At 72.5% G+C, this 14,371-nt stretch carries 9 protein-coding genes; 8 read left to right on the top strand and 1 reads right to left on the bottom strand.

The genetic code is table 11. The annotated features are described in order from the left end of the window. Nucleotides 1-124: 124 nt before the first annotated feature. The 7 genes from ACFY0I_RS18810 (at nucleotide 125) to ACFY0I_RS18780 (ending at nucleotide 11,308) form a co-directional block, all read left to right on the top strand. A complete protein-coding gene (locus ACFY0I_RS18810; protein ID WP_388896713.1) occupies nucleotides 125-1,414 on the top strand; it encodes a DUF4192 domain-containing protein in 1,290 nt (429 codons plus the stop codon). Between the two features lie 569 nt (nucleotides 1,415-1,983). After that, the gene (locus ACFY0I_RS18805) at nucleotides 1,984-3,906 is read left to right on the top strand and encodes a glycogen debranching N-terminal domain-containing protein (RefSeq protein ID WP_388896711.1); all 1,923 of its coding nucleotides are present in this window, start codon (nucleotides 1,984-1,986) and stop codon (nucleotides 3,904-3,906) included. A 270-nt stretch (nucleotides 3,907-4,176) separates the two neighbouring features. Further along, nucleotides 4,177-4,923, top strand: coding sequence for an NUDIX domain-containing protein (locus ACFY0I_RS18800; protein ID WP_388896708.1), 747 nt, complete (start codon nucleotides 4,177-4,179; stop codon nucleotides 4,921-4,923). A gap of 176 nt (nucleotides 4,924-5,099) precedes the next feature. Continuing rightward, nucleotides 5,100-7,289: an ATP-binding cassette domain-containing protein gene (locus ACFY0I_RS18795; protein WP_388896705.1), complete on the top strand. Its 2,190-nt coding sequence runs from the start codon at nucleotides 5,100-5,102 to the stop codon at nucleotides 7,287-7,289. Nucleotides 7,290-7,436: 147 nt separating this feature from the next. After that, nucleotides 7,437-8,378: a FadR/GntR family transcriptional regulator gene (locus ACFY0I_RS18790; protein WP_388896703.1), complete on the top strand. Its 942-nt coding sequence runs from the start codon at nucleotides 7,437-7,439 to the stop codon at nucleotides 8,376-8,378. Nucleotides 8,379-8,737: 359 nt separating this feature from the next. After that, nucleotides 8,738-10,312, top strand: a complete 1,575-nt coding sequence (locus tag ACFY0I_RS18785; RefSeq protein WP_388896701.1) for an RNA polymerase sigma factor — start codon at nucleotides 8,738-8,740, stop codon at nucleotides 10,310-10,312. A 141-nt stretch (nucleotides 10,313-10,453) separates the two neighbouring features. Continuing rightward, nucleotides 10,454-11,308, top strand: a complete 855-nt coding sequence (locus tag ACFY0I_RS18780; protein WP_388896699.1) for a S1 family peptidase — start codon at nucleotides 10,454-10,456, stop codon at nucleotides 11,306-11,308. Nucleotides 11,309-11,507: 199 nt separating this feature from the next. Here the strand turns inward: ACFY0I_RS18780 and ACFY0I_RS18775 are convergent, their stop codons facing one another. Beyond that, the gene (locus ACFY0I_RS18775; protein WP_362877969.1) at nucleotides 11,508-11,744 is read right to left on the bottom strand and encodes a hypothetical protein; all 237 of its coding nucleotides are present in this window, start codon (nucleotides 11,742-11,744) and stop codon (nucleotides 11,508-11,510) included. Nucleotides 11,745-12,190: 446 nt separating this feature from the next. Between ACFY0I_RS18775 and ACFY0I_RS18770 the strand changes: the two genes are divergently transcribed. Further along, on the top strand, nucleotides 12,191-14,311 hold the full coding sequence (locus tag ACFY0I_RS18770; protein WP_388896696.1) for a type IIA DNA topoisomerase subunit B: 2,121 nt from the start codon (nucleotides 12,191-12,193) through the stop codon (nucleotides 14,309-14,311). Nucleotides 14,312-14,371 lie beyond the last annotated feature (60 nt).

Here is a 14,371-nt window from a genome sequence, read left to right as displayed (position 1 = left end):
ATGGAACCCGATGTCGCCGACATCGTGCCCGGGCCGCTCTCGACCTGTGGATGTTGAAACTCGGATGAATGGCGAGTTATCCACAGGGGTTTCGTGATCGGGCCGGGCGCGGGACCGTCGACGCATGACGAAGAACCACGAATCACCCAGCCAGTCCGGCCGTCCCTCACCGAGCCCGTCCGGAACCCCGACCCCATCCCCGATCACCTTGCGCAGCCCGGCCGAACTGGCCGACGCGCTGCCCTACATGCTCGGCTTCCACCCGACGGACTCCCTCGTCATGGTCGCCGTGCACGGCGAAGGAGGACGCTTCGGCGGCCGGCTCCGCGTCGGCATTCCCCTCTCGCCCGTCGAATGGGAGGAGACCGCCCGCCAGGTCGCCGAATGTCTGGTCCGCGGCAGTGAACGGCGCGGCTCCAAGCCCGACGGCATCGTGGTGTTCCTCTCCCAGGACCCGCGCGAGGGGGAGAGCGGCCGCCAGGTCATGACCCGGCTCCACCCGCTTGCCCAGCGGCTGCGCATCGCCTGCGGAGCATTGGACGTGCCCGTGTTGGAGGCCCTGTGCCTCTCGGCCGGCCGCTATTGGTCCTACACCTGTCACGACGCCGACTGCTGCCCCGCCGAGGGCAAACCCCTCAACCCGTCCGGGACTTCGGTGATGGCCGCGGCAGCGACCTACGCCGGGCTCCAGGTGCGGGGCTCCCTGCAGGAGATCGAGGACCGGTTCGCGCCCCTGCGGGGGGCGCCCGTCGCCGACCAGGAGGCCGCACTGGATCGCGCCGCCGTCGCCCTGGTGCCGAAGATCCTCGACGGCGCGACCCGCGAGGAGGTCGGCGTCGAAACCCTCTCCGTGGCCAAGACCCTGATGCGGCGTTTGGCGCTCGCCCCGCCCACCGAAGCGGGAGTCCGCGCCGACGACCGCGACGACGCGCTGCTCGGCCACGACGAGGCCGCGGCCGTGATCCTCGGCCTCCAGGACCGGGAGATCCGCGACATCGCCGCCGAGTGGATGGAGGACGATGAGGCCGCCCCCGCCCTCAGGCTGTGGCGAGCCCTGGCCCGGCGCTGCGTCGGGGCGTACGGAGAACACGCGGCGGCCCCGCTCACCCTGGCGGGCTGGGTCTCCTGGTCCACCGGGGACGAGCCGACCGCACGGATCGCGCTCGGGCTCGCGCTGCGGGCCGACTCCGAGTACCGCTTCGCGCAACTGCTCCACCACGCCTGCAACGAGGGCATCGACCCGGAGGGGTTGCGGCAGTGCCTGCGGGAGGAACGCAGTCGTCGCGAGCCGCGCCGCAAGCGGTCTGCCGCCACCACCCGGCCGCCCGGCCGCCGAACCGGCCGCCGTGCGGAGTCCCGGCGCCCCGGGTCCCGCCGCACCGAGTCCCGTAGCACCGAGGGGAGCGGACAGTGAGCGCCCGACGCGGCTCGTGCCGCGACAGCGGCGTCCGGTGGTTCAGGGACGCGGTGGGTGCGGCCTTGCGCCCAGCTCGCCCCGCGCTGCGGGGCCAGTCACCACCGGGGCCCGTGACCCGGGTGGGGGCCGGGGCGTTCCCCTGGAGGGCGGTGGGGGCCCGGCCGCGCTGCCGCCCAGCCGAACCGGCCGGAGCGCAGACAAGGCGGCACATGGCTCCCCCCGTACCCCGGACCGACCCCACCGGGCCCCCCACCTCCCTTCAGGCCGGCCCCCCGGGCGCCCCGCACCGGCCCCCCGGAACCTCACCCCGGTCCGGGGCGCGCCCCGACGCGGGTCCGCCGCCCGGCGACCCCGCGTCGCCTCCCCCTCCGGAACACGCTGCGACCCCGCCAGGACCCCGCCGGCAGCCCGGGGGATCGGGCGAGCGCCCGAGCCCGGTACCCGGGGACGGGCCCGGCGCCGCCGACGGGCACCCCGGTGCGGTGGAAGCGCCGGGAGCCGGTCCCGGCCGGCCGAGCACGCCGGGACCCGGGAACCCGGGCGCCCGCCGGGCCGATCTTCCCCCCGTGCACGGCGCCCTGATCTGCGTCTCCGCACCCTGCCTGGCCATCTCCCCGGAGCACGGCCAGCTCACCGGGAGGGGCATCGACGGGATCTACCGTGCCGGGCGACGGCTCCTGTCCCGCTGCGTGCTCCGCGTCGCCGGCCGGGATCCGGTCGCCGTCCAAGGGCGCAGCCTCGGCGCGGACCGGGCCGCCTTCGCCGCCACCGTCCGCACCGGCTTCGAACCCGGACCCGACCCCGACATCGGAGTGGAGCGCGTCCGGCACGCCGACGGCACCGAGCGGATCACTCTGCGCAGCTTCGCGGCCCGCCCGATGCGACTCACCGTGGAGGTTTTCCTCGGCACCGACCTGGCCGAACTGGCCACGGTGGCAGCGGGTAGACCGGGGCCCGAGCTGCCCGCGGCCGTCCACGCCGCCGGACTGCGTTGGAGCGCAGGTGAGGCGCTGGCCGTCACCACCGCCGAACCCGCCCCCGACGACGCCCTCGCCTCCGCCGGACTCCTGCGGTGGCAACTGGACCTGGCGCCGGGAGAGTCCCGTGCCATCGGACTGCGCACGACGCACGACCGCACCGGAAGGGCGCCGGCGGGACGGGTCGCGAACCCCCTCGCCGCGGCCCGCGCCGAAGGCGACGACCCGAGGGCCGACGCCTGGTTCCGGACCAGCCTCGACGACCTGGGCGCCCTGCTCCTCAGGGACCCGGAGTCGCCCGCCGACGCCTTCGTGGCGGCAGGAGCGCCGTGGCGGCTGGGTCTGGCCCCGGCGGAGTCGCTCTGGGCCGCGCGGATGGCGTTGCCGCTCGGCACCGGACTGGCCGCCGCCACGCTGCGGACGCTCGCCCGGAGCCAAACCGGCGGCACCGGCGCCGACGCGGGGAAGATTCCCGGCCCCCTGCGCGCCGCCGGACCGCAGCTGCCGCCGGGATGCACCGGTACGGAGGCCACCCTCGGCTTCCCGACCCTCCTGGCCGAGGCGCGGCGATGGGGGCTTCCCGAGGAGGAGGTGGCCCGTCTGCTCCCCGCCGCCGAACGCTGCTTGGACTGGCTGCGCGGAGCATTCGGGAAGGACGGCTTCCTCGCCGACCCCGAACCGGGACCCCGGCGCCTGGAAACCCAGGCCCACGCACATCGGGCCGCGTTGCTCGGCGCCGACCTGCTCGACGCGTGCGGTCGACCCGGAGGCGCGCAATGGCGGGAACGGGCCGCCGAGCTGAGAGCGAGATTTCGGGCGGCTTTCTGGATCGACGGACCGGACGGGGGCCGCCCCGCCGCGGCCCTGCACCCCGACGGGCGGCCGCTGCCCCGGCTCACCGGCGCCGCCGCACATCTGCTGGACACCGGGTTGCTGGGCGGTGGCCGGCTCGCCCCCGGCCTGCTGGACCCGGTGCGTACCGAACAACTGGCCCGGCTCCTCGGAGCCCCCGCCATGGACTCCGGGTGGGGACTGCGGAGCATGGCCACCCGGGAGCCGGGCCACAATCCCTTCGGCCACCGGTCGGGCGCCGTCAGGGCCCATGAGAGCGCCGTCGCCGTCGCGGGCCTCGTCCAGGCGGGCTTCGAGAAGGAAGCCGCCGGACTGCTCCGCGGCCTGCTGGACGCCGCGGAGACCTTCGGCTACCGCCTGCCGGAGATGTACGCCGCCGAGCAGCGCACCGCCGGCAGCGCCCCGCTTCCCCACCCGACCGCCTGCAGGCCCGCCGCGGTGGCCGCCGCCGCCGGGATCCACGCGCTGACGGCCCTCGCCGGGATCCGACCCGACGCCCCGGCGGCGACGGTCGCGGTGGCTCCGCCGGCCGGGGCGCCACTGGGCGCCCTGCGCCTGTCGGGCCTGCGCGTCGCCGGGGAAGCGTTCACCGTACGGATCAGCAGGCTCGGCGTGGGCATGGTGGAGGAGGCCGCCGATGTGCTCCAACTGGGCGGATAGGCCGGGACCTCGCAACACTGACGGGTGGGGGGCGTTCGGTACCCGCACCCACCGCGCGGACGGTCACGGACGCTCCCGACCCCGCCTCCTGCGGTGGCCCGCACCGGATCCCACCGGCCGGGATCGCCGGTGGGTCGCAGGTGTGGCGAGTGCCGCTCGACGCCTCCACGGGGCCGATGTGATCGGGAAGATGGCCGCTGGGTTCCAGATCACGGTCTCCGGGATCACCAAAGCCCTGTTTATCGTCAGGCAGACGACTATGATCGCGGCATGTCGCCCTACGACCCGTCGGCCTATCCGCCCTTCGCCGTCACCGTGGACCTGGTCGTGCTCACCGTGCGGCGCCACGCGCTCTGCGCGCTCGTGGTGCGACGGGGCGAGCAGCCGTTCCAGGGACGCTGGGCGCTGCCCGGAGGCTTCGTCCGAGGGGACGAGGACCTGGCGGGTGCCGCGGCCCGGGAACTCGCCGAGGAGACCGGGCTGTGCGCCCACGATCCGGCGGCCCCCGACGCGGGGAACGGCGCGCACCTCGAACAGCTCGCCACCTACGGTGATCCGCAGCGGGATCCCCGCATGCGGGTGGTCAGCGTGGCCCACCTGGTGCTGGCCCCGGACCTGCCCGCCCCACGCGCCGGCGGCGACGCCAACAGCGCCCGCTGGGCGCCGGTCGACGAACTCCTGGAATCGCCCGACCAGGCGTCCGCCGGACTCGCCTTCGACCACGCGACGATCCTCGCCGACGGCGTGGAACGCGCTCGATCGAAGATCGAATACTCCTCCCTGGCAACCGCTTTCTGCCCGCCCGAGTTCACCGTCGGCGAGCTGCGCCGGGTCTACGAGGCGGTGTGGGGCGTGGCTCTCGACCCGCGCAACTTCCACCGCAAGGTCACCGGGACCCCCGGGTTCCTGGTGCCCGCCGGAGGAACCACGACCCGTCAGGGCGGACGGCCCGCCCAGCTGTTCAGGGCCGGCGGCGCCACCCTGCTCAACCCCCCGATGCTGCGCCCCGAGGTCTGAGCCAGCCGCTACGACACCGGTTTCCCCACGGACCGGCTACGTAGAAAATCGGACATATCGCGTTATCTTGCTTGCGGTACTCACACTGCCGCAGAGCGGTCTCACCCCCCGCGAGAGAAGCGATGCTCCAGGCCATTGGACTTACCAGCGCACCCCGTCGGAAACTCCCGCCCCTCGTGGACGGCCTCACCTTCGAGGCCCGCCCCGGGTCCGTGACAGCCCTGCTCGGGGATCCGGGCTCGGGCAGGACCACCGCCCTGCGGCTCATGCTCGAACTCGAACCGGGCCGCGGCATCACGTACTTCCGAGGGCGCCCGCTCCATCGGATCCCGCATCCCGGCCGTGAGGTCGGCGTGCTCCTCGGCGACGTGCCCGGCCATCCGGCGCGGACCGTCCGCAACCAGCTGCGCATGCTGTGCGCCGCCGCCGGAGTGTCGGCCTCCCGCGCCGACACGATGATGGAGGTCGTCGGCATCGGAGGCCTGCGCGACGAGAGGCTCGGGTCGCTCTCCCTCGGCATGGAGCGCCGGGTCGGGCTGGCCGCCGCCCTGCTCGCGGATCCCTGCACCCTCCTCCTCGACGAGCCCGGCGCCGGGCTCTCCGCCAAGGAGCGTGCGTGGCTGCACGCACTGCTGCGCGGCCACGCCTCCCTCGGCGGCGCGGTGCTGTTCACCACCGGAGACGCCAAGGAAGCGGCCGGCAACGCCGACCGGGTCGTCTCCATCGCGTCGGGCCGGCTCGTGGCCGACCAGGACGCCGCCGACTTCGCCCGCACCCGGCTGCGGCCGCGCGTCGCGGTGCGCACCCCGCACGCGGCGAGGCTGGCCGACGTGTTGACCCGCGAGGCGCGGGCGGACCGGCGCGCGGTGGAGATCGTCGAGGAGAGCGGCAGCCGCCTGTCGGTGTACGGCAGCAGCTGCGCGGAGATCGGCGAGGCGGCCTTCCGCCACGGCGTCCTGGTTCACCAACTCGCCGACGAGACGGGGCAGACCGGCGACATCGGCGACGTCGGCAACGTCGAGCCGGTCGGTGACGCCGCAGCAGCGGTTTCGCCCGTTCCGCAGGCCCGCACCCGGGCAGGCGCCCCACTCCGCTCCGACGGACGCTCGGAACACCACTCCGAGACCCGCTCGGAAGCCCGGTCGGACGTCGGCTCCGAGGTGCGCCTCGAAGTCGGCGCCCGAATCCGCGCCGGGGCGGGCTTCGAGGCGTCGGCGAGCACGAACCGGGCCGACGCGCGCCCCGGCGGCCAAGCCGCACCCCGCCCGGCGCCCCACTCGCTCCCGGGACACGGCATCGGCCCCGGTTCCGGCGCGGAGAGCGGCGCGAGGGAGCCTGCGGGAGCCCCGGCGGATCCGAGCCCGGCGCCGGAAGCCGCCGTTGCCGGCTCGAAGCAACCCGCAGGCGACCGCCCCGGGACATGGAGTCCTGGAGCGACGGCCCCCCACCCCGGGCCTGTCGAGGCGCCTCGTTCAGCAGAGCCGCGTTCCGGAGCGACGCACCCCGGCCCCGGGTACCTCGAGGTCAGGCGCTCGGGAAGCGCCCGCCCCCGCTACGCGGACCCCGGGCGGGCCACCTCCGGGGTACGCCGTGTCGGCGGGCCGCTGCGTCCGTTGCGCTACGAACTCCGCCGGATCTTCGGCACCGCCACGCCCCTCCTGACAGTGGCTTCCGTCGTCGTGGCCTCCGTGCTCATCTCCCTCGTGCTCGCCCGGGCGGGCCACACCCCGCAGGGGCGGCTCCTGGCGGCCTGGCCCGAGTTGCTCCCGCTGCCCCCTGCCGCGATCGGCGCGGGACTGCTCGGCGCCCTCGCCTTCGGCGAGGAGTACCGCTACCCCGCGCTCGCCGCGGACCGCGGCACCGTGCCGCGTCGCCTGGGGCTGCTCACCGCCAAACTCGTGGTCGGCGGCGCCCTCGCGCTGCTGCTCGGTGCCCTCGCCGTCGTCGCCGACGCGGCGGCCCTGCGCCTCGTGTTCGCGACCGCGCCCCTGCACCCGCCCGCCGAGTGGATCTCCCAGGCCGCGAGTTGGTCCGGGCTCCTCGTCGGCTGCGCGTGGGCCGGTGTGCTCGCCTCCGGCGTGTTCCGGTCCGCCACCGCGGGGATGGCCGCGGTGCTCGCCGTACCGGTGATGGTCGTACCGCTGGTGCGCAAGACCCTGGAGGGGCCGTCCGCCCACCCGGTGGGCGGACTGGGCTCCCGGCTCCGGAACCTGGCCTGGGGGCAGTGGCCGCCGGAGGCCGACCGGCTCGTCCTGGGCGCGCTGCGGATGGTGGCCCAACCCGTCGGCGCCGCACTGGTGTTGTCGCTGATGGTCCTGTTGTGCGCCTATGGGTTCACAGGACTGCGTGCGCGAGTCCGTTGGTGACCGTTCCGGTGCGGGAGACGACGTCCGGAGGACCATGGAAGACCGGATCGCTCGACATCACGTGAAGCGGATCGCAACTCCCCGCAAAAGGCCCGGTTCTTTACGATAAGTCGTCAATTGCGTAGGTGGCACCGATCACCCTTTCGTGTGCTTTTCACCAAAGACCTCAAGGGTGAAGGAGGCGCGGCCGACAAAGGATTCGTGAGTACCCTTGCGCACACCATGATGACCGCCGCCCGCCATGCCGACACCGGCCTCGCCGGCCCGGGCGAACTCGACCGCTACCCCTTCGCGGAGACCTCCGGGTCCGACCGGGTCGGACCGCCCCACTGGGACGGCGCCGACGTCGAGTTGAGCCGTGTCGGCCGCCGAGCCGCCGGCAGCCGCGGCCGCGGACTGCACGGCCAACTCGTCCAGCAGCTGGGCCAGATGATCGTTTCCGGGGACCTCGGCGCCGACCGCCCGCTGGTTCCCGAGGAGATCGGCCAGCGCTTCGAGGTCTCCCGCACCGTCGTCCGGGAGTCCCTGCGGGTCCTGGAGGCCAAGGGCCTCGTCAGCGCCCGCCCGAACGTGGGCACCCGCGTCCGCCCCGTCGCCGACTGGAACCTCCTCGACCCGGACATCATCGAATGGCGCGCCTTCGGACCGCAGCGTGACGACCAGCGCCGCGAGCTGGGCGAGCTCCGCCTGACGATCGAGCCGCTCGCCGCCCGCCTCGCCGCTGGGCACGGCCGCCCGGACGTCCAGCAGCGCCTCGCCGACATGGTCGAGATCATGGGCCACGCCCTCGGCCAGGGGGACGTGATCACCTTCGGTCGCGCCGACCACGAGTTCCACTCCTTGCTGATCCAGGTCGCGGGCAACCGCATGCTGGAACACCTCGCCGGCATCGTCTCCGCCGCCCTCCAGGTTTCCGGCAGCCCCGTCACCGCCTGCGACCGACCGAGCGAGACCTGCGTGGCACACCACGCGCGGATGGTCGAGGCCCTCGCCGCAGGTGACGCCATGGGAGCCGAGAACGCCATGCGTCAGCTCTTGACGGTGCATCCGGAGGTCGAGCGCGTGGTCCCCGCCCCGCGCGAGCACTGACGCACCGACGCGCGGGGGCGCGGGGGTGCAGCACCGTCGCCGGGCCCGTTTCGGGTCCGGCGACACCGGCGTCCGGGGGTCGTTCGCAGCCCCCGGACGCGTCTGTGTGAGCGTACGGACGGTGTCGGTCGGGCCTTCGTGTGACCCTGGCCACCAAGATGGGGCGTAACGCTCCGCGACGTCACGCGATGACGTAAGAGGTGATGGCCGACGGAGGGAAGACAGCAGCCCTTGGGGATGCTGTGCAGCTCCCCGGCCCCTGCCCGCGCCCCCGGCCCATCCCCAGTCGGTGGTCGTCGGCTCCGGTCCAGCACCAGGCCGGGGTCGGAAGCCGTTTCCATCGTTCCGAGAGGTTGTTCGTGTCGGCCAGCACATCCCGTACGCTCCCGTCGGAGATCGCCGATTCCGAGTCTGTGATGGCGCTCATCGAGCGAGGCAAGGCCGAGGGGCAGATCGCCGGCGATGACGTGCGTCGGGCCTTCGAGGCTGACCAGATTCCTGCGACCCAGTGGAAGAATGTTCTGCGCAGCCTCAACCAGATCCTCGAGGAAGAGGGTGTGACGCTGATGGTCAGTGCCGCGGAGTCGCCCAAGCGCACCACCCGCAAGAGCGTCGCGGCCAAGAGCCCCGCGAAGCGGACGGCGACCAAGACCGTCGCGTCGACGACGACGGCACCCCGAACCGTGACGGACGAGGCCGGTCCGGCCGAGCCCGTGGCGACGGACGCCGCCGCCGACGCGGTCACCGCGGAGCCCGGAACCGAACCCGTCGCGAAGAAGACGGCGGCGAAGAAGACGGCTGCCAAGAGGGCCGCACCCGCGAAGAAGACCGCCGCCAAGAAGACGGCGGCGAAGAAGACCGCGGCCAAGAAGGACTCCGACGAGGCCGACGGGGAGTCCACGGAGGACGGGCCCGACGCCGCGAAGGGCGAGGCGGACGAGGAGGAGGAGAGCGGGGAGAACAAGGGCTTCGTCATCTCCGACGACGAGGACGACGCTCCCGCCCAGCAGGTCGTCGTCGCCGGCGCCACCGCGGACCCCGTCAAGGACTACCTCAAGCAGATCGGCAAGGTCCCCCTCCTCAACGCCGAGCAGGAGGTCGAACTCGCCAAGCGGATCGAGGCCGGTCTCTTCGCCGAGGACAAGCTGGCGAACTCCGACAAGCTCGCGCCCAAGCTCAAGCGCGAGCTGGAGATCATCGCCGAGGACGGCCGGCGCGCCAAGAACCACCTGCTGGAGGCCAACCTGCGCCTCGTGGTCTCCCTGGCCAAGCGCTACACCGGCCGCGGCATGCTCTTCCTGGACCTGATCCAGGAGGGCAACCTGGGTCTGATCCGCGCCGTCGAGAAGTTCGACTACACCAAGGGCTACAAGTTCTCCACGTACGCCACGTGGTGGATCAGGCAGGCGATCACCCGCGCCATGGCCGACCAGGCCCGCACCATCCGCATCCCGGTGCACATGGTCGAAGTGATCAACAAGCTCGCCCGCGTGCAGCGCCAGATGCTCCAGGACCTGGGCCGCGAGCCCACGCCGGAGGAGCTGGCCAAGGAACTCGACATGACCCCCGAGAAGGTCATCGAGGTCCAGAAGTACGGCCGCGAGCCGATCTCCCTGCACACCCCGCTCGGCGAGGACGGCGACAGCGAGTTCGGCGACCTCATCGAGGACTCCGAGGCGGTCGTCCCGGCCGACGCGGTGAGCTTCACGCTCCTGCAGGAGCAGCTGCACTCTGTCCTGGACACGCTGAGCGAGCGCGAGGCCGGCGTGGTCTCCATGCGCTTCGGCCTCACCGACGGCCAGCCGAAGACCCTCGACGAGATCGGCAAGGTCTACGGGGTCACCCGGGAGCGCATCCGGCAGATCGAGTCCAAGACCATGTCGAAGCTGCGGCACCCCTCCCGCTCCCAGGTGCTGCGCGACTACCTGGACTGATCGGATCGCGGCGGGGCCTCGGGACGGGTCCGGTACGGGACCTGTTCCGCAGGGGCGTACGCCGGTGGCCGCGCGGGTGCGCACGGCCACCGGGCACACCACTCTGGGTGGAGTCATACACACTCGGAGTCAGGAGGCCTCATGCGTCGTCCCTTTGCCCGTGCCCTGGCGGGCGCGCTGACGCTGGTGACGGGAGCGGCTGCCGCGTCGCTCACTCAGACGCCCCGGGCCGCCGCGGACAGCGTGGTCATAGGCGGGAAGCCCGTGACCTCGGGCGACAACCCCTGGGTGGTGGCCCTCGCCAGCCGTGACCGGTTCGGGGGTACCCGTGACGGGCAGTTCTGCGGCGGTGTCGTCGTCGCCCCGACCACGGTGGTGACGGCCGCCCACTGCCTCGGCAGCCAGGTGCTGGGCGGCCCCGTGGCGTCCGTCGCCGACTTCCGGGTGATCACCGGGCGGACGGAGCTGCGCGCCGCCGACGGCCGGGAGATCGCGGTGCGCGCGGCCCGGGTCAACCCGGCCTACGACCCGGCGAGCAATGCCGGGGACCTGGCCGTCCTGGAGCTGGCCGAGGCGGTACCCGCCGATCACGTGCTCCCCATGGCGGGCGCGGGCGACCGCGCGTACGACCCCGGGACCGGGGCGACCGTCTACGGCTGGGGCGACACCAGCGGTTTCGGCGACTACGCCCACGGCCTGCGGGCGGCGCCGGTCACCGTGCTGGACGACGACACCTGCCGGCGGGCGTACCCGGGGGACCGGGACGGCCAGTACCGGGCCGACTCCATGGTGTGCGCGGGCCATCCCGACGGCGGCAAGGACGCCTGCCAGGGGGACAGCGGCGGGCCGCTGGTGGCCCGCGGGCGTCTCATCGGCCTGGTGTCCTGGGGGCGCGGCTGCGGGCGGGCCGACAGTCCCGGCGTCTACACCAGGGTGGCCCCGCTGATCGAGTTCGTGAGCGGCTCCCAGGGGCGCGCGCGGTCCGACGCGGTGTGAAGACACCCCGGGGGTGCCGGGAGGGCGTCCAGGCACCCCTCACGCCTTCGCAGGGGGGTGCGTGCGTCAGAGGGGGTGTCCGGAGGCGCTGAAGTACCCCGGCATGAGGACGGGCGGTATCCCTGGGTCTCAGGGATACCGCCCGTCGACCGGCCTGGGCCGGTCCTTGCTCGTCGGATGCGAGGCGCAGGCCTAAGTGTCAGCGGTCCTCGGTATCGGCGGCAGCGGCCACCGGAGCGGACGTCAGCCGCTCGGTCTCATCCTGTATTTCCGCGGCGATCTTCTTGAGTTCCGGCTCGAACTTACGCCCGTGGTGGGCGCAGAAGAGCAGTTCACCACCGCTCAGCAGGACGACGCGCAGATATGCCTGGGCGCCGCAGCGGTCGCATCGGTCAGCGGCCGTCAGCGGGGTCGCGGGTGTCAGAACAGTAGTCACGTCGCCTCTTCTCTAGCTCGACGAGCTGTCGTACCAGGGTCAACATCCAACCAGGCCGAAAACGTTCCCGCTCGCGGCTTTTCCTCGAAACTTCCTTCCGAAGCTGGCCGGCTGTTGCCGGTTGGCGGCGAAGGAGCCGTATTGCGTTGCTTTACGGTTTCGCGTTGTCAGTCGTTCGCTTGTAGCAGTTCCCGTCCTCCCGGCGTGAGCGCCGGTTGTGCATGAGGACGTGCCCGAACACTAAATGGTTCATGCCTGGAAGGGAACGTGATGTTTGCTTCACCCTCCCGGGGGATCGAACACCCGTGCGGATCTGCACTAGGCTGAGGAACGCGAGAGGGTGGCGTTGCATCGGCTCTACCAGGCCTCGGTACCCTCGGACCGGCACTCGTGCCACCCCTGCGCCCGACCGGGCCAGAAAAGAAATTCAGCGAGGAGCGAACTGCGTGACCGCCGACACGTCCGTGCCTTCCAGCGCGCTGCTGTCCGGAGCAGACCGGGACGGTTCCAACTACACCGCGCGGCACCTGCTCGTCCTCGAAGGCCTCGAGGCCGTTCGCAAGCGCCCCGGCATGTATATCGGCTCCACAGACAGCCGAGGCCTGATGCACTGCCTCTGGGAGATCATCGACAATTCCGTCGATGAGGCCCTGGGCGGGTACTGCGACCACATCGAGGTGATCCTCCACGAGGACGCCTCGGTCGAGGTCCGGGACAACGGCCGCGGCATCCCCGTCGACGTGGAGCCCAAGACCGGCCTCTCCGGGGTCGAGGTCGTCATGACCAAGCTGCACGCCGGTGGCAAGTTCGGCGGCGGGTCGTACGCGGCCTCCGGCGGTCTGCACGGCGTCGGCGCCTCCGTCGTCAACGCCCTGTCGGCCCGCCTCGACGTCGAGGTGGACCGCAGTAGCTCGACGCACGCGATCAGCTTCCGGCGCGGCGTCCCGGGCATGTTCACCGAGCAGGGCCCCGACGGTCCCTTCGACCCCGACCACGCCCTGCGCAAGGTCAAGCGGATCGCCAAGGGCAAGACCGGCACCCGGGTCCGCTACTGGGCCGACCGGCAGATCTTCCTCAAGGACGCGCGGCTCAACCTGGAGACGCTCTACCAGCGGGCCCGCCAGACCGCCTTCCTCGTGCCCGGCCTGACCCTCGTCGTCCGCGACGAGCGCGCCCTCGAAGGCGCCGGCAAGACCGAGGAGGTCTTCCGCTTCGACGGGGGCATCAGCGAGTTCTGCGAGTACCTCGCCCAGGACAAGGGCGTGTGCGACGTGCTGCGCCTGACCGGCACGGGCACCTTCAAGGAGACCGTCCCGGTCCTCGACGACCGCGGTCACATGACGCCGACCGAGGTCACCCGCGAGCTGGGCGTCGACATCGCCCTGCGCTGGGGCACGGGCTACGAGACCAACGTCAAGTCCTTCGTCAACATCATCGCCACCCCCAAGGGCGGCACCCACGTGTCCGGCTTCGAGCGCTCGGTCGCCAAGACCGTGAACGAGGTCCTGCGCTCGGCGAAGCTGCTGCGCGTCGCCGAGGACGACGTGGTCAAGGACGACGCCATGGAGGGCATGACGGCCGTCGTCACCGTCCGCCTCGCCGAGCCGCAGTTCGAGGGCCAGACCAAGGAGGTGCTCGGCACCTCGGCGGCCACCCGGATCGTCGCCGCCGTCGTCGCCAAGGAGCTCAAGGCCTTCCTGACCTCCACCAAGCGTGACGACAAGCAGCAGGCCCGCTCCGTGATGGAGAAGATCGTCGCGGCCGCCCGGACCCGGATCGCGGCCCGCCAGCACAAGGAGGCGCAGCGCCGCAAGACGGCGCTGGAGTCCTCCTCGCTGCCGGCCAAGCTGGCCGACTGCCGCAGTGACGACGTGGACCGCAGCGAGCTCTTCATCGTCGAGGGCGACTCGGCCCTCGGCACGGCCAAGCTTGCCCGGAACTCGGAGTTCCAGGCGCTGCTGCCGATCCGCGGCAAGATCCTCAACGTCCAGAAGTCGTCGGTCTCGGACATGCTCAAGAACGCCGAGTGCGGTGCGATCATCCAGGTCATAGGAGCCGGCTCGGGCCGCACCTTCGACCTCGACGCCGCCCGCTACGGCAAGATCGTCCTGCTCGTCGACGCCGATGTGGACGGCGCGCACATCCGCTGCCTGCTGCTCACGCTCTTCCAGCGGTACATGCGGCCGATGGTCGAGGCGGGCCGGGTCTTCGCGGCCGTACCGCCGCTGCACCGGATCGAGCTCGTCCAGCCGAAGCGCGGCCAGGACAAGTACGTCTACACGTACTCCGACAACGAGCTGCGCCAGACCCTGCTGGAGTACCAGCGCAAGAACATCCGGTACAAGGACTCCATCCAGCGCTACAAGGGCCTCGGTGAGATGGACGCCGACCAGCTCGCGGAGACCACCATGGATCCCCGCTTCCGTACGCTGCGCCGGATCAACATCGGTGACCTGGACGGCGCCGAGCAGGTCTTCGACCTGCTCATGGGCAACGAGGTGGCTCCGCGCAAGGAGTTCATCACCAGCTCGGCGGCGACGCTGGACCGTTCGCGCATCGACGCCTGACCGGGCGGACACCCTCCGGTGCCACGGCACACCGGTGCTCTTCACTCCATCACCTGAAGG

Origin of the sequence: Streptomyces sp. NPDC001568, from assembly GCF_042893755.1 — a bacterium.
In the GTDB taxonomy this organism is placed as follows: Bacteria; Actinomycetota; Actinomycetes; order Streptomycetales; family Streptomycetaceae; genus Streptomyces.
This window is presented reverse-complemented; position numbering and strand designations above follow the sequence as displayed.